Origin of the sequence: Aliivibrio sifiae, assembly GCF_002954705.1 — a bacterium.
Classification (GTDB): domain Bacteria; phylum Pseudomonadota; class Gammaproteobacteria; order Enterobacterales; family Vibrionaceae; genus Aliivibrio; species Aliivibrio sifiae_A.
Map to the genome: position 1 here is coordinate 729,661 of NZ_MSCO01000002.1, position 23,896 is coordinate 753,556.

Sequence of the window (23,896 nt, forward strand, 5' to 3'; positions counted from 1 at the left end):
ATGACAAATATTCATATTGCATCGCAAAAATTTACGCCGTTTTCTCATTTAACAGCGCATCAAGACTTGCCACAACGTTTTACGTTTCCATATTACTACACGCCTCACCCATTAACGTTACAAGCGATAGAACAGTTACAACATTATTTAGAGAATCAAACCACTTGGCTGCATGATTTTGAACAACAAGGCGTCATGTTTGGTGTGTTAGTCGTGAAGAATCAAAAAGATGAATTAGGTTACCTTTCATCTTATGCTGGTTGTCCTTTGTATTCTTTTGATAACGAACAAATTCCGCCATTTTTTGTTGATGCTATTTTTGATGATTCAGCACATCACCACCATTTTTCTCAACAAGAAAGTGAGATTAACCAACTCACCCGTCATATCAACGAATTAGAAAATTCCTTTGAGTTTATTGAACTGACAAAAAATTTAGCCGCTAACATTGAGCAATCAGACAAAGAAATTACAGAACAACAACACGCAATGTCTTTAACAAAAACACAGCGTAAACAAGCACGAAAGGAAGCCGAATTACAAACTGAGCCCTCATTAACACCAGAAGTTCTGAATCTATTCATTCGTGAGCTAGGTAATCAAAGCAGTCGTGAAAAACGTGAGTTAAAAGCATTAAAACAACATTGGAAAGAAACGGTATCTGAGTTTTCAGAGCGACATAACAAACTGCTTAGTATTATTAAATCAAAGAAAAAAGAACACTCCGAATTAATAAAAGAATTAAAACTAGCATCATTGAAATCATGCACCTTTCTGAATCAGAATGGTATTTCAAAAAGTCTATTTGAGCTGTTTAATATTAATGATTTAAAAACAACGACTCAAGATCCAATTTTATATTCAAGTGAACAAAATTTACCAAAACTCTTACAAACCGCATTTCAAATGAATTACGAACCATTAGCCTTAGGCGAGTTTTGGTGGGGTGCTTCCCCTTATGATCAAATCCGTCAACATAAAAACCTCTATCCTGTTTGCCAAAGTAAATGCTTTGAGATTATTCAACACATGTTAGATGGTATTGAAACGGATGACAGCCCTTTAGAGCTAACCCCTTCTTATGGGAAAGAGCTTGAAATCGTTTATGAAGATGATGTCATGGTTATCGTTAATAAACCTGCCGAGTTTCTATCCGTATCGGGCAAGTATATTACGGATTCTGTTCATGCTCGTATCCAAGAACGCTATCCAAATGCAACGGGACCATTAATTGTTCATCGATTAGATATGTCCACCTCTGGTTTACTGGTTCTTACATTAACAGCAGAGACGAATAAACACATACAAAAGCAGTTTATTGAACGCACTGTTGAAAAGCGTTACACCGCTCTTCTTGAAGGTAATATTGAATCAGAACACGGCGTGATCAATCTCCCTTTAGCGGGAGACATGGAAGACAGGCCTCGCCAGATGGTATGCCATAGGCATGGACGAAGTGCTGAAACGACTTATGAAGTAATATCACGTAACAACAATCGAACTAAAATTTACCTTTACCCTAAAACCGGTAGAACTCATCAATTACGAGTGCATTGCGCCCATCAAGCTGGTTTGAATACACCTATCGTTGGTGATGACCTATATGGTTTTAAAGAAACGCGATTGCACTTACATGCTGGCTATTTGAAACTGCGCCATCCAATTACAAATAATGAGATAGAATTTGAAGTTAATGCTGAGTTTTAAGATCTTTATCCCGTTAATAATATAAATATCATAACGAGTATTTTCAATGCTCGTTTTTTATCGTTTATCGTAAGTAAAAGATTGCTTTTTTCTATAAAAACGTTATTTTCTCTGTCTTATAAATTGGTTGTATAGCCATAATTTCAGTACCTAAACTTAGATACTCTTTGTAGACACTCTCATGATACATAACAACTCATTGCCACTATCTATTAGTCTTCACTGTAAAGCATTCGTCGAAAGTTCATAACTTCACTAATTTTTAAAACTCTTATGCATTTAAAATAGTAAATGTGTTTTCTTCCCCGTTATAAAGAGCACTGACTTATGTTCAAATATACCCCCCGAATTGACTATGCTTTACTCGTTGCTATTCTACTCTTAATGCTATTAGGTACCTTAACGGTATGGAGCGCAAGCGGTTTTAGTGAGCCTATGCTAGAGCGACACCTCATCCGGGCCTTAATTGCGGTTGGCTGTATCATTATCATGTCATCAATCTCACCACGCACTTACGAGCGAATAACACCTTACTTATATGTATTAGCCGTTATTCTTCTATTAGGTGTCATTATCGCTGGTGATAGTACTAATGGTTCTCAACGTTGGTTAGTTATTGGGCCAATCCGATTCCAACCTTCAGAATTGGTTAAGGTCGCTATCCCATTAATGGTTGCTTGGATTTTAGTTGCTGAAGCTGGCCGTCCTGATATCAGAAAAATTATTATTTGTTTGCTTGTTACGGCAGTTCCTGCTGGATTAATCTTTATTCAACCAGACCTTGATGGCGCTATCTTTACCATTATCTACGCCCTGTTTGTTCTCTATTTTGCAGGGATGAGTTGGAAAATCATAGGCTCGTTTCTTGGCGGAATTGCAGTCATAATCCCTATATTGTGGATTTTTATAATGGAAGCGTATCAAAAGAAACGAGTAACTCAATTTCTTGACCCTGAATCTGATCCACTTGGCGCTGGCTATCAAATAATTCAATCTTTAATTGCGATAGGATCAGGTGGTATCCGTGGTAAAGGTTGGACAAACGCCACTCAAGGTCAACTTGGCTTCATACCTGAAAGCCATACCGACTTTATTTTCTCTACTTATGCAGAAGAATGGGGTTTTTTTGGGTGTGTACTACTATTAAGCCTGTATCTATTTATTACCGGTCGAGTAATTTGGCTAGCTTATCAATGTGATTCTTCATTTAATCGCCTAGTCAGTGGCACTTTTGCTCTGAGTTTCTTCTTGTACGCTTTTATTAATATGGGAATGGTAAGTGGTATTCTTCCTGTTATGGGAAGCCCTTTACCTTTCTTCAGCTATGGTGGAACGGCAATGATCACTCAAGGGATCTGCTTTGGTATTATTATGTCTTTATGTCTAAATAAGTCCTATAAACCTTAATTGATTAAAAAGCTATTAGAATATTTATTATGAACATAAATATTTATAGTGACATTATCAATAAGTTATCATAATCTCGATCTTCCTAGTCACACCCATTGGTTTGATATTACATTTCGAGCTACCTATGACAAACACTATATCTATCGGCGCATTAGAATCATTTCTAATCGCCATTTCAGTGCTTTCCCTTGGCCACTTCATCAACTCTAAAATTGGGGTATTCAAAAAATACAATATCCCAGAGCCGATTGTTGGTGGCTTAATTGTTGCTTTTTCTATTACTGTTTTGCATTTTCAGGGGATCAGTATTGAATTCTCTCTGCCATTGCAGAATACGTTTATGCTAATGTTTTTCAGTACCGTAGGTCTTGCCGCTAACTACACTCAGTTAATTAAAGGCGGAACGAAGGTTTTCTTATTCTTAGCTGTCGCCTCTTTTTATATCTTAATTCAAAATGCCGTAGGTGTAGGTCTTGCCAGCGCAATGGGATTAGATCCGTTATTAGGTCTAATTGCGGGTTCAATTACATTATCTGGCGGACATGGTACTGGTGCCGCTTGGTCACAAACCTTCGCAGAAAACTATCACTTAAATACACTAGAGTTAGCTATGGCCTCTGCTACGTTTGGCTTAGTAATGGGTGGTTTAATCGGAAGTCCTATTGCTCAAAAACTAATTCAAAAACACAACTTAGAATCAGAATACGGCACAGGAGTTGATACACATACTCGTTTTCCCGAGCTAGTGACCTACAACGAACGTGAAGAAGATAAAGTAACGGCAAAGAAAGTTATTGAAATGCTATTTATCATGTTGTTATGCGTTGCTGGTTCACAACATTTAAGTAGTTTTGTGAATAGCTTTGGTATCACTTGGCTTAAGATTCCTGATTTTGTTTACGCTCTATTTATTGGTGTTTTCATTACCAATATTTTTGAAATAACAAAGGTTCGTAAAATTGATACTGATACTGTTGATATATTAGGTACAGTCTCTCTATCACTCTTCTTAGCCATGGCGCTTATGAGTTTAAAATTATGGAATATCTTTGATCTCGCTATCCCATTCTTGATTATTTTAACCATACAAACCGGAGTGTTAGCGCTGTTCTCTTACTTTGTTACTTTCCGTGTGATGGGTTCAAACTATGATGCAGCGGTCATGGTCGGTGGTCATTGTGGATTTGGATTAGGAGCAACGCCTACTGCTGTAATGAATATGGGATCACTCGTTTCTAGATTTGGCCCCTCACCTCAAGCCTTCATGGTTGTTCCTATTGTTGGTGCCTTCTTCATTGACATTACGAATCTAATTATTCTTCAAGCGTACATTAGTTTTATTGGGTAAAAATAAAATAAGCTAATTTATTGTCCATATAGTTAACGCTTTCTAAGTGAATGATTTTTAATTAAAGATCATTCACTTTTTTCTTTTTAAAATATATATATACCTGATTAAAAAGAAAAAAACGAGATTAGTGATGAGCGTCAAATACTTAATATGAACTTTTTATGACAGTGATTTTTTATAGTGACTTTACCAACCACTTACCTTACTCTCGATCATTCTTATTCAACAAGTTAACTACTTGAATTTCGTCTGGAGAATGACGATGTTTGATTCATTTATTTCGATTTTAACGGCTCTTTGGCAACAAGATTTTACTATTTTACAAAATCCAAACAGTGCAGCGATGATTTACTTCTGTCTAATCTTATTTATTTGGCTAGAAAGTGCCTTTATCCCTGCTGCGCCACTTCCTTGCGACAGTGTTGTTATCCTTTCTGGTTCTTTAGCTGCCGCTAATGTGATTAGCTATCCGGTGATTACTGCAGGCCTCATTATGGCAGCTGCTATTGGTAGCCAATTAGCATTTATTCAAGGACGCTGGCTACATAAATTTCCAACCATTCAAAAATGGATTAATGCAGTACCACCACATAGATTGCAAACTGTCGATTCTTTACTTGCTAAGCATGGCCTTATTGCTTTGTTTGTTGCTCGATTTATTCCTGTTGTTCGTCCCCTCTTACCATTAATGATGGGACTAAGAATGCAAAAAGCGGCTCGCTTTCATTACTTTGCTTGGATGAGTGCCATTATTTGGATTTTATTGCTTACTGGTTTTGGTTACTCTCTTTCTTTTTTACCTGAAAAGCTGTCTAAATACATTACGATGGCTTTAATGGCAGCTCCCGTAATTACCTTAGCTATCGCATTAGGTAGTTTTGTTAGTGGCTATTGCTTAAAGAGATATAGACGTAAAAAATTGTATTAAAATCTACCTTTATATAGATAAGTAAAACAAGCCCTTAACTCATTATAAGTTAAGGGCTTTTAAATTAGTAATTAGGTAAATTTAACTTACGAATTGTAAGTGGTAGATGAAACATCGCCACCTTTTCCTGTCCAATTAGTATGGAAAAACTCTCCTCTTGGTTTATCTAAACGTTCATACGTATGAGCACCAAAATAATCACGCTGAGCTTGTAAAAGGTTCGCAGGTAAACGAGCCGTTGTATAACCATCTAGGAATGTTAACGCTGAGGTCATACAAGGCATTGGGATACCAACTTCCATCGATTTAGCTGCAACTTTACGCCATGCAGATAAACAATCTTCTAAAATCCCTTTAAAGTAACCATCTGAACCTAAAAATGATAATTCAGAGTCGATATCATAAGCATCACGAATATTGCCTAAGAATGCAGAACGAATAATACAACCACCACGCCACATAAGCGCTACGTTACCATAATTCAAATCCCAACCATTTTCATTTGACGCTTCACGCATCAACATAAAACCTTGTGCATACGAAATGATTTTTGAAGCAAGTAATGCTTGTCGTAATGCGTCAATCCACGCTTTCTTATTTCCTTCAACAGGGACGATTGTTTTATTAAATAATTGCTCTGCTTCTACCCGTTGATCTTTAAGTGTTGATAAACAACGAGAGAATACAGACTCTGTAATTAAAGTTAATGGTATGCCCATATCAAGCGCGTTGATACCCGTCCATTTACCTGTGCCTTTTTGTCCTGCTGTATCCAGAATTTTCTCAACTAATGGAGCACCATCAGTATCTTTATAACCAAGAATATCTGCAGTGATCTCAACCAAGTAGCTATTTAATTCCGTTTCATTCCAATCCATAAAGACAGATTGCATCTCATCATGCGTCATGCCTAGGCCATCTTTCATGAACTGATATGCTTCTGTAATTAATTGCATGTCACCATATTCGATACCGTTATGCACCATTTTCACAAAATGGCCAGCACCGTCGTTACCAACCCAATCACAACAAGGTTCATTACTCTCTGTTTTTGCAGAGATAGCTTGGAAGATTGGTTTTACAAATGGCCACGCTTCTGGTGAACCGCCAGGCATGATTGAAGGACCAAAACGCGCACCTTCTTCACCACCAGAAACACCGGTACCGATAAAGTGAATGCCTTTCTCACGAAGAGCAGCAACACGACGGTTAGTGTCTGGGAAATTCGTGTTACCACCATCTATAATGATATCGCCTTTGTCTAGAAGCGGGACAAGCTTGTCGATAAAGGCATCAACAACATCACCAGCACGAACCATTAACATAATTTTACGAGGAGTTTCTAGCTTCTCGACTAACTCTTCTAAAGAATAAGCCCCTACAATATTGGTTCCTTTTGCTGGACCCTCTAAAAATTCATCTACTTTTGCAGCCGTTCGGTTATGAGCAACGACGTTAAAACCATGGTCGTTCATATTTAAGATAAGGTTTTGGCCCATTACTGCTAAGCCGATTACACCGATATCACCTTTCATATATTTCTCCAAAATTTGTCTTGTGCAAGCACTCTATTTATTAATGATTTGCGCTGCTGCATCTAAATCTAAAAACCACTCAGTTTGACCCATTGTTGATTGGATCTTTGCTGCCGGATATGACAACTGCTCTGCTGGTGTTGTACTAATCTCGTGTACGATGTCTGCCTTGCCTTTTCCTAGAACTAAATAGCTAATACGTTTTGCGGCTTGCAATACTTTGGTTGTTTTTGAAACTCGACGCTGACCTGATTCTGGATGAACAGCAACAAGGCTAAGATTTGAATCACTATAGTCGGTAACGTTTGGAAACAAAGAGGCCGTATGTCCATCAGCACCAACACCTAGTAAGATCCAGTCAAATACTGGAATACCGCCTTGTTGGGGAATAACATCACGCATTTCTTGTGCAAAACGAACCGCTTCTTTTTCTGGATCATTTTCACCTTGAATTCGGTGAATATTGTCTTCTGGGATTGTAATATGTGAAAACAACAACTCATTTGCTTCCCCATAATTACTTTCAGCATCATCAGGGGCTACACAACGTTCATCCCCCCACCAAAAATGGAGATTCTTCCATTGAATACTCTTCGCGTAAGGTTCTGATGCTAATAATGAAAACAGCATCTTAGGCGTACTGCCACCAGAGAGTGATACATGTACTGGTTTGCCTTGTTTACTTAACGCTTTTAATTCATCAGCAAGGCTAATCACAACTTGTTCTGGTGTTTGAAATATTTGATGATTTATCATAATTCACAATAATCCGTATCAGTTAAGTTTTTACAAGGAAAACGCCATGCTCTATTGTCTCGTTCTAACAATTGATCGGCTTCTTTGGGTCCCCACGTTCCACAGGCGTAGCCAAATAGTGATTGAGGGTCTTGTTTAAAATCTAGTATCGGTTGCACAAACTTCCAACATGCATTCACCGCATCACTGCGAGCAAAGAGTGTTGCATCACCGTTTAACGCATCTAAGAGTAATCTTTCGTATGCGGTTAACATGGTAGTTTCAGTTAACGACTGATAATGAAAATCCATTGATACGTCTTTCACTTTAAAACCAGAACCAGGCTCCTTTAAGCCAAAACGCATTTGTATCCCTTCATCAGGTTGAATACGGATCACTAATTTATTTTCTGGTGCATTTGCAGCAAACGCTGGGTGTGGCGTTTTCTTAAAATGAACAACGACCTCAGTCACGCGAGTTGGAAGACGCTTACCAGTACGAACATAAAAAGGAACCCCATTCCAACGCCAATTATTGATGAACATTTTCAAACCGACATAAGTTTCTGTTCGAGAATCATCAGCAACGCCATGTTCATCACGGTAACTTGGCAAAAACTTACCTCTTACTTCAGATTCAGTATATTGACCTAATACGAGATTATTTCTTAAATCATCTTCTGAAATAGGCTGTAAACTTTGCAATACTTTTGCTATTTCATCACGCATCGCATCCGCATTAATCGCTGATGGAGATTCCATACCAACCATCGCAAGTACTTGCAATAAATGATTTTGGAACATATCACGCATAGCACCAGAGCCATCGTAATACCCACCACGCTCTTCTACACCAAGAAACTCTGACCCCGTAATCTCTACATATTCAATGAAATTACGATTCCACAGCGGCTCAAACATGACATTAGAAAATCGTAAAACCAATAAATTTTGAACCGTTTCTTTACCTAAATAGTGATCTATGCGGTAGATCTGGTGCTCTTCAAAATGCTGATGAATTTCTTTACCTAAGCTCAGTGCTGATGCCAGATCATAACCAAATGGTTTCTCTATAATTAGACGCTTCCAACCATTTGACTCATCACTTAAACCATGAGCTGCCAAACATGATGGAATAACACCGTAAAGACTTGGTGGAGTCGCTAAATAGAAAAGTGTATTTTGTTGTTCAAGTTTATATTTTTCAGCTAAAAAATCTAACTTTAATACTAACTGAGCGTAATCTTGAACTTCTGAAGTATTTAACGCTTGATAGTGCAGATGCTCACAAAACTTAGCTAATGTGTCAGGATCCGTCTTCTCCATCTCTTGCAGAGAGTTCTTCATTTTTTCTCGATACGACTCATCATCATATTGAGTTCGGCTAACGCCTAAAATAGAGAAAGAATCAGAAAGTTGATTGCTAGCGTATAAATGATATAAAGCGGGAATAAGCTTTCGATAAGTTAAATCACCAGAAGCCCCAAAAATTACAATGGTATTGTTGTCCGATATTGTCATTATTTTTCTATCCGGTAGACATCAAAGTATTTATCTATGATAGAAACAATAACGTAATTTTACTAATCAGTTTTAGTTATTATATTGATAGGCAAAACCTAACAAATACAAAAAAGGCCTCTAATCGTTTTAGAGACCTTTTATTCAAACAATGCTTTCTCTACTTAGAACTCAATACCGTAGCTGGATGTAATCGACTTGCTCGTCTAGCTGGGTACCATGTTGCAATAGCACTGAGAACAATTGCAGTTCCTGTTACGATAGCAACATCACTCCACACCAATTCTGATGGTAAAAAATCAACGAAATAGATATCACCAGATAAAAACTGGTGCCCTATTAATGATTCTAACCCTTTAATCATCGGCGTTAAATTTAAAGCAACAAAGGAGCCAAGTACCGACCCCGCTAAACTTCCTGTCACACCAGAGAAGATCCCTTGGCATACAAAAATACGTTTAATTAACCCATCATTCGCACCCATGGTTCTTAATATCGCAATATCCCCAGAACGATCTTTCACTGCCATCATGAGAGTTGATACGATATTAAAACAAGCAACACCAATAACGAGCACCATAACAAGATACATAATTGAGCGAACTAATTGGATATCTCGGTATAAGTAACCGTATTTCTGAACCCAGCTGCGTAGGTAAACATATTCCGTTAATGTTCCCCCTACCTCACGGACAATATTTTGAGCATCTAACACGCTACTAACTTGTAATGACACCCCAGTGACACTGTCACCTAAATTAATGTACTGCTGTGCATCTTTGAGAGGAACAATAGCTAAACCATGATCAACCTGCCCACCTAATGAGAGTAACCCAACCACCTGCAAACGTTGACGCTTGGGAGAACGAAGTTGCTTACTTGCATTTTCATCTGGGATCATCGCAGTGATCCAGTCGCCAACGTTTACATTTAATGTATCCGCCACGCCTTTACCTAAAATAACGCTTTGTTTATTTGCTTCGAATTTATCCCAAGCGTCTTTATCAATAAATTGAGGTAACTTAGATACTGATGTTTCTAATAAAGGTTCAACTCCTCGAACTTCAACCGCTTTTAATTTACTCCCTCTTTCAAGTAAGGCAGTAAACCGAACATAAGGAGCTGCACCAGTAACTTTTGGGTGCTTCTTTGCTTGGATCATCATGGTTTGCCAATCTGATACTGGTTTTTTAACCCCTTCTAGCTCAGCATGAGGGATAACAGATAACACACGATTTTGCAGCTCACGCTCAAAGCCATTCATTGCAGAGAGGCCGATAATGATAACGGCTACACCAATAGCGATACCAAGGGTGGATGAAATCGAAATAAACGACACCATTTTATTACGCTGCTTCGCTCGCGCAAAACGGCCACCAATAAAAAGAGAAAGCGGTGAGAACATTACGCCTCCTGCTCTTGGCTTAACGTAGAACGAATTGTTTCGGTAATAAAACGACCGTCTTGCATGCTTAATTGCTTATCTAATTTTCCAGCTAATTCATTATCGTGCGTAACCACTAAGAAAGCCGTCCCTGATTCTTGGTTCAACTCACGCATTAAATTATAAATATCCAATGCTGTTTTATGATCCAAATTACCTGTCGGCTCATCTGCAAGAACTAAAGCAGGTTTATTAACTAACGCACGAGCAATTGCAACACGCTGGCGCTCACCACCTGACAGCTCAGAAGGACGGTGTTCGATACGATGAGCTAAACCTACTTTCTCAAGTAATTCTGTCGCACGTTGCGCAGCTTCTTTCTTATGAACACCACCAATTAACAGCGGCATTGCCACATTTTCTAATGCACTAAAGTCAGAAAGAAGATGATGAAATTGATACACAAAGCCAATATGCTGATTACGGATTTTCGCTTGTTTATTAGCACTTAATTTCGTCAGTTCATTTTGTTGAAAATGCACAGTACCAGCCGTTGGCTCATCAAGCGCACCAAGAATGTGCAGTAATGTACTTTTACCAGAGCCTGATGAACCAACAATGGCAACTAATTCACTTTCATTAATTTGAAAATCAACGCCTTTAAGCACTTCCGTTTCCATTGTGCCTTCTTGGTAAACCTTACGAATACCCTGACAAACTAATAATGGATTACTCATATCTCAATGCCTCTGCTGGTTGTACGACTGCCGCTCGATAAGATGGGAATACGGTCGCTAATAAACTTAATAAAATTGCTAGAATAATGACTACGCACACTTGTAATGGTTCAACCTGAGCTGGTAAAGAGCCACCGACAGTAAATAGAGATAAGCCTAACGTTGAAAGGATAACATTAATATTACTGGCAAATAATGCACCTAATGTACCACCAACAATCGCACCAATCACACCACTGCTTGCTCCTTGAACCATAAAGATAGAAAGCACTTGGTTACTCGTCATGCCTTGAGTTTTTAATATCGCGACTTCTGCTTGTTTTTCCATTACCACCATAATTAAGGCAGAAATAATATTAAACGCCGCGATGGCAACAATAAGACCAAGCATTAAGCCCATCATGTTTTTTTCCATTTTCACGGCTTGGAACAACTCCCCCCTTTGATCACGCCAATCACTCCACGTCATGTTGTTTTCTAAAGGCAGTTTAGCCAGTTCTGTTACTTGAAACGGGTCATCGAAAAATAAGCGCCAACCTGTGATATTGCCTTTTTTCAACTTCATTAAACGAGCAGTGTCTTGAATATTAGCAACCATAAGTTGACCATCAACATCTGAGCCTGTATTAAATACGCCCACAACTTTAAAATTACGCTGACTCGGAATACGGCCTAGTGGCGTATATTGGCTTGCATTTGTCACCATAATGCGAACCGTATCACCATAACGAACGCTCAACTCACGCGCTAACTTTGAACCAAGAAAAATGCCATATTCACCCGCTTTAAGTTGACGAACATTGCCTGAAATTAACTCATATGCAATAGGGTCATATTCATCTGGGTCAATTCCAACCAACATACCTGCACTCAAGCCTTTTGCACTTTGAATAATCGCTTCACCGCGAACCACTGGAGTAACTTGGGTAACATGAGGTAAAGCTGCTACGTAATTTCGATCATCTTCAGAAGGGGTTATTTGATCATCAACCGTCGATATAACCGCTTGTGGTAATACACCAAGGATCCTATCCTTTAATTGAGCTTCAAACCCATTCATCACTGACAGTACCGTCACTAACGATAACACGCCAATAGTAATGCCTGCGGTAGACATATAAGAGATAAAACGACTGAACCTATCACCAGAACGTCCTCTTAAATATCGTAACCCTATAAATACTGATACTGGATGAAACATAAATTCTCTCAATCATGCTTTTTGAAGCTATAATAATGAATACAGTCTATCACGTAAAATACTGGTATTTATTCCTTTTTTTGCTCTTTTGTTCATCATACTTACCGATTAAACACTTGCTGATACTCAGTGACTTCGCCATAATCAGTAAATAATAAATAGAGGGATGCTTATGTCACACGATGAATACTTTTCGGTTCACTACGATTTAACTATTAATGTAGAACCGCTTGCTATGGATGTAATACTGCCAAACATTGAAACGTTTGAACGTGAAATCCCTGCCCCATTTAGAGTTGCTCAAGAGTGTAGTTCTCTTGATGACGTCTCAGAAAGCGAACTTTCTTTCTTGAAGCTAGATGATGGTAAACGCCTTGCTAGCTATCTAAACAATCAAAATCAGAAATTGAATTTGCTGCTGTCCTATCTGTTAATTCAGCAAGATAATGAAAAATACCGTCACAAAACCTCAAGCTTTGGTGCGAGTAAGTTTACTTTTGAAAGTAAGGCAGCACTTAATTTGACTCAAAAAGCCAAAGTAAAACTCTTTCTTGAGAATCCACCGTCAGCAATTTACTGTTATGCTACAGTAACTCAATGCATCGAGACTGAAACAGGCTACAGTATTGAAATGGCTTATGAGCTTCTGCGCGATATCGATCAAGATTTACTGATCAAAGCCGCTCTGTTTCAGCAACAAAAAGTACTTAAACTTCGTGCTCAAGAACGTAACTTAACCTAATAACTGAATATCCTGATGCCTATAAAAAACTTACTGTCATTACCGTTACCAACGAAAGCCAATGATACACGCTCAATTGGTAACCTTACGGGTTCTTCTCTAGCTCTTGCTATTGCAGAGATTGAACAACAACACACTGGTCCTGTCGTGGTTGCCGTAACTGAGCCGCAATTGGCATTTCGTTTACAAAATGAAATTAACCAATTTAGCCAACACTCAGTTGAAGTCTTCCCTGATTGGGAAACGCTTCCATATGATAGTTTTTCACCGCATCAGGATATTATTTCTGACCGTTTATCACGTCTGTATCATTTACCTCAGCAAAAAGATGGCACACTAATCGTTCCTGTGAGCACCTTATTGCAACGTCAATCACCGCAATCTTTTCTGCATAAGCATGCGTTAGTGGTGAACGTAGGTGATCGTCTTTCGTTTGATAAACTAAAATTACAGTTAGAAAAATCAGGTTATTTACACGTTGACCAAGTCATGAGCCACGGTGAATACGCAAGCCGAGGTTCTATTCTTGATTTATTCCCAATGGGTAATGCTCACCCATATCGCATTGATTTTTTTGATGATGAAATCGACACTATTCGTCAGTTTGACCCTGAAAATCAGCGCACGATTGAAGAAGTAAAATCAATCAATTTATTGCCTGCTCATGAATTCCCAACTGATGAGGTTGCGATTGAAGATTTCCGCATCCGTTGGCGTCAACGTTTTGATGCTCGTCGTGAGCCCGAGTCTGTTTATCAACAAATCAGTAAAGGCGCTTGGCCTGCAGGTATTGAGTACTGGCAACCACTGTTTTTTGATGAAACAGAAACTCTATTTGATTACCTACCAGATAACACATTATTGGTTACTATTGGTGATATAGAAAAAGCAGCGAATGATTTCTTAGCGGATGCTGAATATCGCTATGACCAACGACGCGTTGATCCATTGCGCCCTCTTCTACCAGTAAACGAATTGTGGCTTCAAACCACCGATATGTTTGGCCTCTTCAAACAATATCCGCGTGTAAAACTGGCAAAAGAGCCTGAGATTGTAAAAGCAGGCCGCTTTAACCCTGATTTATTAGAACTGCCAGAAATTGCAATTCAGCACCAAAATAAAGAACCTTTTGCACAATTTCGTCAATTCTATGAGAAATTCAGCGGTCAGGTTATTTTCTCTGTTGAATCTGAAGGTCGCCGTGAAGCATTACTTGAATTACTTGCTCGTATTAAACTAAAACCAGCTATTTGTGATTCAATGAAAGACGCGGTTGCCCATAAGAATAAAGCAACCTTAGTGATTGGTTCTGCTGAACGAGGCTTTATTCTACAAAATCCTTGTGTTGCATTTATTTGTGAAAGCGATTTACTGGGTGAGCGAGTAATACAACGCCGTCGCCGCGGTGACAATAAATCAATCAACAGTAATACCTTAATCCGTAATCTTGCTGAACTTAAGATTGGACAACCAGTTGTACATTTAGATCATGGTATTGGTCGTTATATGGGTCTTCAAACATTAGATGTTGGTGATATGCCAGCAGAATACATGATGTTGGAATACTTAAACGAAACCAAGTTATATGTTCCAGTATCTTCTTTAAATCTGATCAGTCGCTACTCTGCAGGTGCCGATGAAACTGCACCAATCAGTAAGCTAGGCAGCGAAACGTGGAGTAAAGCACGTCGTAAAGCCGCTGAAAAAGTGCGCGATGTTGCGGCAGAATTGCTTGATGTCTATGCAAAACGAGCAATTAAGCCTGGTTTTGCCTTTAAGCAAGACCGTAATGCTTACGCTGATTTTAGAGCAAGTTTCCCATTTGAAGAAACACACGACCAAGAAATTGCCATCAACGATGTGTTATCCGATATGTGTCAAGCCAAAGCAATGGATCGCCTAGTTTGTGGTGATGTAGGTTTTGGTAAAACAGAAGTCGCAATGCGTGCAGCATTCTTAGCAACACACAATGAAAAACAAGTGGCAGTATTGGTTCCAACCACCCTACTTGCTCAGCAACATTTTGAGAATTTCCGAGATCGCTTTGCTAACTTCCCAATCCGTGTTGAAGTACTCTCTCGCTTTAAATCAGCCAAAGAACAGAAAGAGATTTTAGCTGCCACAGCGGAAGGTAAAGTAGACATCTTAATTGGAACTCACAAATTACTGCAAGACAGTATCAAATTTGAAGATCTTGGTTTACTGATCGTAGATGAAGAGCATCGCTTTGGTGTCCGTCAGAAAGAAAAAGTAAAAGCAATGCGCTCAGACGTAGATATTCTAACGTTAACCGCAACGCCAATTCCAAGAACCTTGAATATGGCAATGAGCGGAATGCGTGATTTATCAATCATAGCAACACCACCTGCTCGTCGATTAGCGATCAAAACCTTTGTGCGAGAAAAAGCGGATGATGTGATCAAAGAAGCGATTCTTCGTGAAATCAAACGTGGTGGTCAGGTGTATGTTCTGCACAACAATGTAGAAACGATCCAAAACGCTGCGGAAGAGATTGAAAAACTGATACCAGAAGCTCGAGTTACCTTAGCTCACGGACAAATGCGTGAACGAGAACTAGAACGTATCATGGGTGATTTTTATCATCAACGCTTCAATGTTCTTGTGTGTACAACAATCATCGAAACCGGTATTGACGTTCCAACAGCAAATACCATCATTATGGATCGTGCCGATAAATTAGGTTTAGCACAACTTCATCAATTACGTGGTCGTGTCGGTCGTTCGCATCACCAAGCGTATGCCTACCTATTAACACCTCATCCTAAAGCATTAAGTAAAGATGCCATCAAACGTTTAGATGCTATCGCATCATTGGAAGATTTAGGCGCAGGTTTTACACTAGCTACGCACGATTTAGAAATCCGTGGAGCAGGTGAATTATTAGGTGATGGTCAAAGTGGTCAAATTCAATCTGTTGGTTTTACCCTTTATATGGAAATGCTAGAGCAAGCAGTTGAAGCCTTAAAAGAAGGTAAAGAGCCATCGTTAGATGATTTATTGCGTGAACAAACAGAAGTAGAGCTTCGCTTACCTGCATTAATTCCTGAAGATTACATTCCAGATGTAAATACACGACTGTCTTTATATAAACGAATTGCAAGTGTGGTAAGTAATAGTGAGCTTGATGAACTCAAAGTAGAAATCATTGACCGCTTTGGCTCATTACCAGAAGCAACTCAAACATTATTAGTCAGCTCTGAAGTGAAAATGCTTGCTGCATCATTAAAAGTGAAAAAATTAGAAGCCCATGGCAATGGTGGTTATATTGAATTTGAACCTACTGCTGACATAAACCCTATGTTCCTTGTGTCATTATTGCAAAAAGACCCGACAGGTTTTGCTTTGGATGGACCAACTAAGATTAAATTTATAAAAGACTTAACAGAGAGACAAGTGCGAATTAAATACGTAATAGACTTGCTCAATTTGTTTTACGAAAATAGAATCTAACTATTAGATTGATAATAATATAAAATATTAAGCCTCACCTATGGATAGCCGAGACTTTATGAGAAGCATTTTACCGGAGTTTGAATGAAAAAATTTATATACGCGTTGATTTTACTAGCAAGTTGGCCTTCATTTGCTCGTCAATTTGACATTGAAGTCATCATTTTTAAGCGCAATGTTGAGCCATCCTCTTTCCAAGAATCATGGCCTGATATTCTTGCCCCTATTAACTTAGAGCGTGCTTTCTCATACCGCGATAAAAAAATGATGAGCAGTAATGGTGCATCACTGCTTCCTTCTGGTTACTACAAACTAAATGAAGCTTATACTAAACTGCAAAATCATGCTGGATTTAAACCGTTAGTACATGTCGCTTGGCGCCAAGGTGATTCAGGCTCATCTCGTTCTCCTATCTTCCACATCCAAGCTGGACAAGATTTCTCTGACCGCTTTGTTGCAGATGGTAGAACAATTGAAGATGCAAAAGCAGACTTATCACTAACCCCTCTTGATGCGCCAGAGCCAACACCGGCATTAGTTGAAGGAAGTGAAACACTTGAACCAGAAAGTGTCGCAACAGTGAAATCAGGGCCTCTTCTAGAGCTAGATGGTACGATGCAAGTTTATGTACAGCACTATTTATACGTAAATACAATCCTTGATCTAAAAGTACCCGGTCAACATGAATTTATCGTTAATACCCCAAAAGAAGAAAGTGACGAAGTAGCAACAGAAACGGCATCAATAACTTCTGACGATACAATCACTGAAAACAAAGCAGTAGAAACAGGTATTACACCAGTTGAAAATCCAAATGCGAATGTTCAGCTAGGTCTCCTAGAAGACGTAACGCCTGAAACTGAAGTAAAAGAGTTCTTAAAATCTTACCGCATGGAAGAAAAGCGTAAAATGCGCAGTGGTGAAACTCATTACATTGATCACCCATTAATGGGAATGATCATCCAGGTACGTAAAGTATAATAATATAAATTCTTTACACAATTTTACTAAAATAGGACGACATTTGTTGTCCTATTTCATTTCTACTTTCTGAAAATCATGCTATTTTCATTCATAATCATAATCAATGGAAATTTACATGAAATCAATTATCAAACCATTATTGCTCATCCTTTCTTCTTCCCTTTTTCTAACAGCGTGTGGTGATACTAATGAACCAAAAGAAGGCGTTCAGTATGAAGTGCTTTCTACCACCTTACCAACTGACTCTATTGCACCAGTAACCGAAGTTTTTGCCCTATCTTGTGGCCATTGCCGTAACATGGAAAACTTCTTACCTGTGATTAGCCAAGAAGCTGGTACAGATATAGACAAAATGCACATCACTTTTAACCAATCAGCACATGTTGCTGCTATGTTCTACTATGCTGCAGAAATGCAAGTAGAAGGCACACCCGATCACGCATTTATGGAAGACTTATTTGCAGCAACTCAAATGGGTGAAGGGACAACTCTAACCCAGCAACAAGAAGCATATTCTAAAGCATTCACTTCTCGTGGCCTTACAAGTCCTTACGAGTTTAATGAAGAGCAACGTGATATTTTGATCAAAAAAGTAGATACTGCAAAAATGCTTTCAGAACAATCAGGTATCAGCTCTGTTCCTACTTTTGTGGTTAACGGTAAATACAACGTATTAATTGGTGGTCATGACGATCCTAAGAAAATCGCAGAAACTATCCGTTACCTATTAGAAAAATAATTAACTCGAATAAGTATCTTAATATAAGGAAGTATCGTGTCTAAAATCATCATCACAATTGCAGTTATCATTATTGGTTATATGCTGTTTCAACACTTTGTAAATAACCCAAAAGCAGCAAAAGAGAACATTGAAATTGGGAACGCATTTTTAGCTGAAAATGCAACAAAAGAAGGCGTTCAAACAACGGCATCTGGTCTTCAATATCTTGTACTTCAAGAAGGTACAGGTACTGAACACCCGACATCAAAGAGCAAAGTGAAAGTTCATTACCATGGTACGACTATCAATGGCGACGTATTTGACAGCTCAGTTGAACGTGGTGAACCAATTGAATTTGGTTTAGGTCAAGTAATCAAAGGTTGGACAGAAGGTGTTCAATTGATGGTTGTTGGTCAAAAGATGCGTTTCTTTATTCCGAGTAATTTGGCTTACGGCAATCGTGCTGCGGGTTCTATTCAACCTGGTTCAGTACTGATTTTTGACGTTGAGTTATTAGACTTTAAATAATCAATACAAAAGAAACAAAAACTTATTACATTCTATAATGGCTAATCTTTTGATTAGCCATTTTTGTCTCTAAACATTAATGAAGCTAGCTTTACTTACGCATGACTATCGTAAAATCTTCATTAGTATAACCAGTAATTAATTCACTATTTGGGCATAGACTTAAACAATAATTAAGTACCAGCTCTGGATTATGTGCTTCCAACAAACTTGAAGATTCAAAATGATCACTATTCAATAAGTTAAAAATGACTGCCTCTTCTGCCTTCTCATACATAATTCTAATTACTTTTGCATGATACGTTTTATTTCTTGCTCGATAATTAAGCGAACCACTCGCCACCACGATATCAACAATTGGTAATGTGGTTGATGAAAAATCCCCTTTAATAAACTCACAATTGATTTGCTGCTTAAAATTGGCTTTTGCTTGCCTAATAAAACTACTTTGTTGATCTACCCCAATATAAGATTTCACACAGCAGCTCATATCAAGAAAGGTTTTAAAATCCCCATAGCCACAGCCCAAATCTAGTACGCGTTTATTATCAAAATTTAATGCGTTAACCATGGTTTTAAAACGTAAAAACTGAGATTCAGTTGAACTCCAACCTAAGCTTCTCGCATGGTCACCTGAAAACTGCTTCTGTCTTTCATCATGAAAAAGACGAATACTTAACCTATCTAATAAATGCATTACATTAAACTCTCTACCTTAACGTTCAAGAGTCTACTACGGCACATTAAATTTTCACAATATAACGTCTAAAACAACATGAAAAAGAATCAATCCCTATTGATACAAGGCTTTATTAGTCTAAAATCCATTCTGAATTAAACTTTCTTTACTTTTTCGCTGATAACGTTTTATAAAAATATGTTACGTTTATTGTTCTACTTCAATTTTCACGCATTTAAGCTTCGGTACTCTTTCCCCTTCACTATTATCCACGAGAGTTCCAATGAAATTCATAAAACCATTTCTACTTATCTTATCTATTAGTTTGTTTTTTTCAGCATACAGTTACAGTGGAGAACCCAAAGAAGGCGTTCAATATGAAACCCTATCTTCACCGTTAAAAAGCGAGGTATTATCCCCTGTAACAGAAGTCTTTTCTCTTTCTTGTCACCCATGTCGTAATATGGAAAACTTCTTACCCGCAATTAATCAAGAGCTAGACACTAACATTGATAAAATGCACATTATTTTCAATCAATCAACTTACATGACGGCAATGCTCTATTATGCCGCTGAAATTCAAACTAAAGGCACTCCTGATCATTCATTCATCAATGACTTATTTTCAGCTACTCAAGATTATCGCTCCGCTAAAGAGCAACAACATGCATACGAGCAGGCATTTATCTCGCGCGATCTGACTAGCCCGACTAAATTGAGTCGTGAGCAAATCAACATTTTGACTAACAAAGTAAAAAATGCAAAAGCGGTGTCGGAAAAATCAAGAATCAATGCGGTCCCTACTTTTATTGTTAATGGGAAATACACAATTATTCTCGGTGGTCACGCAAATCCAAAAGAAATCGCAGACACCATTCGTTACCTGCTAAATAAATAACCCTACCTAAATAAGAGACGGTTCTTATTGCTCCGTCCTTTTTATTATTTCGTATAGAGAACATTTCTAACATAATGAACTTGCAACTCTGTTTAAAAATTGCTTTATTTGTATAGTCAATTTAATAAGTAGACTATTATGACTCAATCGCCACGCTACCAACAAATAAAGCAATACTTAAATGAAAAGATTCAAACCCGAGCTTGGCCTGTTGGTTTTAAGATCCCAACCGAAGTTGCATTAGCGAATGAATTTTCGGTTAGCCGAATGACTGCCAATAAAGCAATTAAAGAATTAGTTTCTGAGGGATTATTAAAACGAACACCACGGCTTGGAACATTTGTTTGCCACAAAAAAGCAGAGTCTCCCCTAATGGAGATTCGTAATATTGCAGAAGAAGTCCGTCAACGTGGCCATCATTACAGTTGTAAAGTCATAAAAATAGAAACCATGTTAGCGCGTAATGATATTGCTCTCCATATCGGGGTTCGTAATGATACCAATATTTATTTTACCCAAATAGTTCATTATGAAAATGATATTCCTATCCAAGTTGAAGAACGCTGGGTTAATCCAATTTTTTCACCTAGCTATATAGAGCAAGACTTTACGAAGCAAACACCTAACGAATACCTTGTACAAGCCTATCCTCTTAGTGATATAGAGCACACGGTTGAAGCCATTATCCCACCATTTCATATTACCCAGCTCCTAGAGATGAATAACAATACACCTTGCTTATTACTCAATCGCAGAACGTGGAGTAAAGACAACCTTATAAGCATTGCGCTGTTATATCATCCAGGAGAAAGATATAAACTCACCTCTCGCACCAAGGTGTAATTATAGTATTCCCTACAAGCAGACCCTCTATGCCTAGGCGTTCAGCTATAGGCATGTTGAATAATAATGGAACCAATAATCTCATCACCTATTCGCTAATTACCTCTTAATTTCATTTTTCTAATTATTTATCATCCTCTCAATTCTTAGTATTTAGTGGTTATAAATTGCTCTTATGATCACAATTCCATTACATCCTATCTTGTCTTTCTTTTCAAAACCGACTATTAATTTGTATATACATATTAAGCTTTAATTATATTGGTCATCATAGGAAGTGTATATGGACAGACTATTTACCAACCTCAATCTCGTCACAATGCAATCACCTCTTTCTAATCCTAGTGATGGTTACCAAGTGATAAAGAATGCAATGATTGGAGTTACGAATGGAGTAATTGAGTACGTCGGTCCTGCTTGTTCTGAAATATTTCACGGTCACCCAGACATCGTTGATTGCGAGCATGCCTTAGTCACTCCAGGATTGATTGATTGCCATACACATCTTGTTTTTGCTGGTAATCGAGCTAATGAATTTGAATTACGCTTACAAGGTATCCCATATGAAGAAATAGCAAAACAAGGTGGAGGGATTTTATCAACAGTACACGCAACTCGCGAAGCCACCGAAGATGAACTTTACCATTTAGCAGTTCAGCGTCTAGAAGGGTTAAAACGTGACGGTGTAATTACTATTGAGATTAAATCAGGTTATGGATTAACGCTTGATGATGAAATAAAAATGCTTAGAATAGCCAAACGTATTGCTGAACTTCCAGATATAAAAGTCTCTGCCACATTGCTTGCAGCTCACGCCCTTCCTCCTGAATACAAAAATAACCCTGATGATTACATTACGCTAATTTGTAACTCCATTATTCCGACAGTAGCAAAGGAAAAATTAGCGGGTCATGTTGATGTATTTTGTGAGGGCATTGGGTTCTCCACTAAGCAGTGTGAACGGGTATTCAATGCTGCATTAGAGCAAGGTCTAAAAATTAAAGGTCATACTGAGCAGTTATCGAATCTTGGCGGCAGTGCATTAGCCGCTTCAATGGGCGCCTCTTCGGTTGATCATATTGAATATCTTGATGAAGATGGGGTCAAAGTATTAGCACAGAATAATACTGTAGCAACCCTTTTACCTGGTGCCTTTTATTTCTTGCGAGAAACCAAACTCCCACCAATTGAATTACTGCGTAAACATCAAGTTCCCATGGCCATTGCCACTGATTTCAACCCCGGAACATCACCTATAGCTTCGCTTCGTACCATGATGAATATGGCTTGTACTTTATTTAAATTAACCCCTGAAGAATCCTTACGAGGTGTTACTTGCAATGCAGCTAGCGCTCTTGGGTTACAACAATCCCGCGGAAGAATTGAAATTGGTATGGAGGCTGATTTCGCATTATGGCAGCTCGATTCTCCTGCAGAACTGTCATATCGCTTAGGCGTACCCGATCTTCTCGCTCGTGTCGTTGATGGAGTCCTTTTTCATGAAAACTAAGCCAATGATTGATATGTCGGTATGGCAAGGCAGAGTTGATCTGGAAGATGGAGAACTCGGTTTACGTTGGCATCAAAAAATTACACCATTTGAACATTCCAATAAACACGGAATTGTCTTGTTTGGCTTTGCGTGTGACGAAGGTGTTTTGCGTAATAAAGGCCGTATTGGTGCTTATTCCTCTCCACAAATCATTCGTAGTTCATTAGCAAATCAGGCATGGCATCATTCAGGTGATATTTTTGATGGTGGTGACATTAACTGTGATGATAAAGATCTCGAAAGAGCACAATGGTCACTTGGTAAAAATGTAGAAAATGCACTCTCACATCAAAACCAAGTCATTGTTTTTGGTGGCGGTCATGAAGTGGCATGGGGATCATTCCAAGGTATAGCTCATCATTTAACAAAAACAGAAGCACTACCACGCATTGGAATCATAAATTTTGATGCTCATTTTGATCTAAGAAACCCACCACATCAAGGGGTCGGTAGCTCAGGCACTCCCTTTCATCAAATCGCTCAATATTGTGAAGCGAATGGATGGCCATTTAATTACGCCTGCTTAGGGTTAAACCGAGGCAGTAATACTCAAGCCCTTTACCAAAAAGCGGATGATCTGGGCGTGCTTTATTTTGATGATACAGAAATGACGCATGCTAATTTTCCGGGAATCCAACGTGGTTTATCCAATTTTATTGACCAAAATGATTACCTCTACCTCACGATAGATATCGATGTTTTTCCAGCATCAATGGCTCCCGGAGTGAGTGCTCCAGCGGTTCGTGGGGTTTCGCTCGATATAATTGAACCTTTAATCTGCCATATTTTAAAGGCTAAAAATCATCAAGGTAACCCAAAATTACTCTTAGCGGATATGGCTGAGTTTAACCCTAATTTTGATATTGATAACCAGACAGCGCGCTTGGCCGCAAGGCTCGCTTGGACCATTACTCATGGAATGAAAGCGTAATGCTTTTATTTTCAGAACTATTAACTCGCAAGGAGAGCA

The 23,896-nt window shown here is 38.5% G+C and carries 20 protein-coding genes; 13 read left to right on the top strand and 7 right to left on the bottom strand.

Translation table 11 applies throughout. The features are described 5' to 3' along the window. The 4 genes from BTO22_RS14375 to BTO22_RS14390 all read left to right on the top strand — a co-directional run bounded on the left by BTO22_RS14375 (position 1) and on the right by BTO22_RS14390 (position 5,396). Positions 1-1,707, top strand: coding sequence for an RluA family pseudouridine synthase (locus BTO22_RS14375; RefSeq protein WP_105056071.1), 1,707 nt, complete (start codon positions 1-3; stop codon positions 1,705-1,707). 327 nt (positions 1,708-2,034) lie between these two features. Next, on the top strand, positions 2,035-3,114 hold the full coding sequence (gene rodA / locus BTO22_RS14380) for a rod shape-determining protein RodA (RefSeq protein WP_105056072.1): 1,080 nt from the start codon (positions 2,035-2,037) through the stop codon (positions 3,112-3,114). 127 nt (positions 3,115-3,241) lie between these two features. Beyond that, complete coding sequence (gene gltS / locus BTO22_RS14385; protein ID WP_105056073.1) at positions 3,242-4,465, top strand: sodium/glutamate symporter; 1,224 nt, start codon at positions 3,242-3,244, stop codon at positions 4,463-4,465. A 265-nt stretch (positions 4,466-4,730) separates the two neighbouring features. Next, positions 4,731-5,396, top strand: a complete 666-nt coding sequence (locus tag BTO22_RS14390; RefSeq protein WP_105056074.1) for a DedA family protein — start codon at positions 4,731-4,733, stop codon at positions 5,394-5,396. Between the two features lie 86 nt (positions 5,397-5,482). On the opposite strand, the gene gnd is transcribed toward BTO22_RS14390, so the two are convergent. The 6 genes from gnd to lolC all read right to left on the bottom strand — a co-directional run bounded on the left by gnd (position 5,483) and on the right by lolC (position 12,508). Next, positions 5,483-6,931, bottom strand: coding sequence for a decarboxylating NADP(+)-dependent phosphogluconate dehydrogenase (gnd, locus tag BTO22_RS14395; protein WP_105056075.1), 1,449 nt, complete (start codon positions 6,929-6,931; stop codon positions 5,483-5,485). Positions 6,932-6,964: 33 nt separating this feature from the next. Then, positions 6,965-7,687 carry a 6-phosphogluconolactonase gene (pgl, locus tag BTO22_RS14400; RefSeq protein WP_105056076.1) on the bottom strand — a complete coding sequence of 241 codons (723 nt, stop codon included), beginning with the start codon at positions 7,685-7,687 and terminating at the stop codon, positions 6,965-6,967. Then, the gene (gene zwf / locus BTO22_RS14405) at positions 7,684-9,186 is read right to left on the bottom strand and encodes a glucose-6-phosphate dehydrogenase (protein ID WP_105056077.1); all 1,503 of its coding nucleotides are present in this window, start codon (positions 9,184-9,186) and stop codon (positions 7,684-7,686) included. Before zwf ends, pgl begins: the two co-directional genes overlap by 4 nt. A 160-nt stretch (positions 9,187-9,346) precedes the next feature. Next, positions 9,347-10,591, bottom strand: coding sequence for a lipoprotein-releasing ABC transporter permease subunit LolE (lolE, locus tag BTO22_RS14410; RefSeq protein WP_105056078.1), 1,245 nt, complete (start codon positions 10,589-10,591; stop codon positions 9,347-9,349). Next, positions 10,591-11,307, bottom strand: coding sequence for a lipoprotein-releasing ABC transporter ATP-binding protein LolD (gene lolD, locus BTO22_RS14415; RefSeq protein WP_105056079.1), 717 nt, complete (start codon positions 11,305-11,307; stop codon positions 10,591-10,593). Before lolD ends, lolE begins: the two co-directional genes overlap by 1 nt. Further along, positions 11,300-12,508, bottom strand: coding sequence for a lipoprotein-releasing ABC transporter permease subunit LolC (gene lolC / locus BTO22_RS14420; protein WP_105056080.1), 1,209 nt, complete (start codon positions 12,506-12,508; stop codon positions 11,300-11,302). Before lolC ends, lolD begins: the two co-directional genes overlap by 8 nt. Before the next feature lie 172 nt (positions 12,509-12,680). On the opposite strand from lolC, the gene BTO22_RS14425 reads away from it, so the two are divergent. The 5 genes from BTO22_RS14425 (at position 12,681) to BTO22_RS14445 (ending at position 18,954) form a co-directional block, all read left to right on the top strand. Beyond that, positions 12,681-13,250 (top strand): PilZ domain-containing protein, encoded by a 570-nt coding sequence (locus BTO22_RS14425; protein WP_105056081.1) that lies wholly within the window; start codon positions 12,681-12,683, stop codon positions 13,248-13,250. A gap of 15 nt (positions 13,251-13,265) precedes the next feature. Next, positions 13,266-16,721, top strand: a complete 3,456-nt coding sequence (mfd, locus tag BTO22_RS14430; RefSeq protein WP_105056082.1) for a transcription-repair coupling factor — start codon at positions 13,266-13,268, stop codon at positions 16,719-16,721. An 84-nt stretch (positions 16,722-16,805) separates the two neighbouring features. Beyond that, on the top strand, positions 16,806-17,702 hold the full coding sequence (locus BTO22_RS14435; protein ID WP_105056083.1) for a peptidoglycan binding protein CsiV: 897 nt from the start codon (positions 16,806-16,808) through the stop codon (positions 17,700-17,702). Between the two features lie 118 nt (positions 17,703-17,820). Continuing rightward, entirely contained in the window at positions 17,821-18,444 is a 624-nt protein-coding gene (locus tag BTO22_RS14440) for a thiol:disulfide interchange protein DsbA/DsbL (RefSeq protein WP_181044659.1), read from the top strand. A gap of 81 nt (positions 18,445-18,525) precedes the next feature. Then, complete coding sequence (locus tag BTO22_RS14445; RefSeq protein WP_374954024.1) at positions 18,526-18,954, top strand: FKBP-type peptidyl-prolyl cis-trans isomerase; 429 nt, start codon at positions 18,526-18,528, stop codon at positions 18,952-18,954. A gap of 91 nt (positions 18,955-19,045) precedes the next feature. Here BTO22_RS14445 and BTO22_RS14450 read toward each other — a convergent pair whose 3' ends face one another. Then, complete coding sequence (locus BTO22_RS14450; protein WP_105056086.1) at positions 19,046-19,651, bottom strand: class I SAM-dependent methyltransferase; 606 nt, start codon at positions 19,649-19,651, stop codon at positions 19,046-19,048. 265 nt (positions 19,652-19,916) lie between these two features. Here BTO22_RS14450 and BTO22_RS14455 point away from each other — a divergent pair, with 265 nt between their 5' ends. The 4 genes from BTO22_RS14455 (at position 19,917) to hutG (ending at position 23,857) form a co-directional block, all read left to right on the top strand. After that, positions 19,917-20,531, top strand: coding sequence for a thioredoxin domain-containing protein (locus tag BTO22_RS14455; protein ID WP_105056087.1), 615 nt, complete (start codon positions 19,917-19,919; stop codon positions 20,529-20,531). A 138-nt stretch (positions 20,532-20,669) separates the two neighbouring features. Continuing rightward, the gene (gene hutC, locus BTO22_RS14460; RefSeq protein ID WP_105056088.1) at positions 20,670-21,374 is read left to right on the top strand and encodes a histidine utilization repressor; all 705 of its coding nucleotides are present in this window, start codon (positions 20,670-20,672) and stop codon (positions 21,372-21,374) included. Positions 21,375-21,657: 283 nt separating this feature from the next. Further along, a complete protein-coding gene (gene hutI / locus BTO22_RS14465) occupies positions 21,658-22,884 on the top strand; it encodes an imidazolonepropionase (protein WP_105056089.1) in 1,227 nt (408 codons plus the stop codon). Further along, positions 22,874-23,857, top strand: a complete 984-nt coding sequence (gene hutG, locus BTO22_RS14470; RefSeq protein ID WP_258132604.1) for a formimidoylglutamase — start codon at positions 22,874-22,876, stop codon at positions 23,855-23,857. Before hutI ends, hutG begins: the two co-directional genes overlap by 11 nt. Positions 23,858-23,896: the final 39 nt, after the last annotated feature.

Bases quoted from the DNA above. Each gene is read 5' to 3' on its own strand.
- BTO22_RS14455 (WP_105056087.1), top strand. From the start codon at position 19,917: ATGAAATTCATAAAACCATTTCTACTTATCTTATCTATTAGTTTGTTT.
- BTO22_RS14425 (WP_105056081.1), top strand. From the start codon at position 12,681: ATGTCACACGATGAATACTTTTCGGTTCACTACGATTTAACTATTAAT.
- BTO22_RS14445 (WP_374954024.1), top strand. From the start codon at position 18,526: ATGCTGTTTCAACACTTTGTAAATAACCCAAAAGCAGCAAAAGAGAAC.
- zwf (WP_105056077.1), bottom strand. From the start codon at position 9,186: ATGACAATATCGGACAACAATACCATTGTAATTTTTGGGGCTTCTGGT.
- mfd (WP_105056082.1), top strand. From the start codon at position 13,266: ATGCCTATAAAAAACTTACTGTCATTACCGTTACCAACGAAAGCCAAT.
- BTO22_RS14440 (WP_181044659.1), top strand. From the start codon at position 17,821: ATGAAATCAATTATCAAACCATTATTGCTCATCCTTTCTTCTTCCCTT.
- gltS (WP_105056073.1), top strand. From the start codon at position 3,242: ATGACAAACACTATATCTATCGGCGCATTAGAATCATTTCTAATCGCC.
- BTO22_RS14390 (WP_105056074.1), top strand. From the start codon at position 4,731: ATGTTTGATTCATTTATTTCGATTTTAACGGCTCTTTGGCAACAAGAT.
- BTO22_RS14435 (WP_105056083.1), top strand. From the start codon at position 16,806: ATGAAAAAATTTATATACGCGTTGATTTTACTAGCAAGTTGGCCTTCA.
- pgl (WP_105056076.1), bottom strand. From the start codon at position 7,687: ATGATAAATCATCAAATATTTCAAACACCAGAACAAGTTGTGATTAGC.
- lolD (WP_105056079.1), bottom strand. From the start codon at position 11,307: ATGAGTAATCCATTATTAGTTTGTCAGGGTATTCGTAAGGTTTACCAA.
- lolE (WP_105056078.1), bottom strand. From the start codon at position 10,591: ATGTTCTCACCGCTTTCTCTTTTTATTGGTGGCCGTTTTGCGCGAGCG.
- hutI (WP_105056089.1), top strand. From the start codon at position 21,658: ATGGACAGACTATTTACCAACCTCAATCTCGTCACAATGCAATCACCT.
- lolC (WP_105056080.1), bottom strand. From the start codon at position 12,508: ATGTTTCATCCAGTATCAGTATTTATAGGGTTACGATATTTAAGAGGA.
- rodA (WP_105056072.1), top strand. From the start codon at position 2,035: ATGTTCAAATATACCCCCCGAATTGACTATGCTTTACTCGTTGCTATT.
- gnd (WP_105056075.1), bottom strand. From the start codon at position 6,931: ATGAAAGGTGATATCGGTGTAATCGGCTTAGCAGTAATGGGCCAAAAC.
- hutC (WP_105056088.1), top strand. From the start codon at position 20,670: ATGACTCAATCGCCACGCTACCAACAAATAAAGCAATACTTAAATGAA.
- BTO22_RS14450 (WP_105056086.1), bottom strand. From the start codon at position 19,651: ATGCATTTATTAGATAGGTTAAGTATTCGTCTTTTTCATGATGAAAGA.
- hutG (WP_258132604.1), top strand. From the start codon at position 22,874: ATGAAAACTAAGCCAATGATTGATATGTCGGTATGGCAAGGCAGAGTT.
- BTO22_RS14375 (WP_105056071.1), top strand. From the start codon at position 1: ATGACAAATATTCATATTGCATCGCAAAAATTTACGCCGTTTTCTCAT.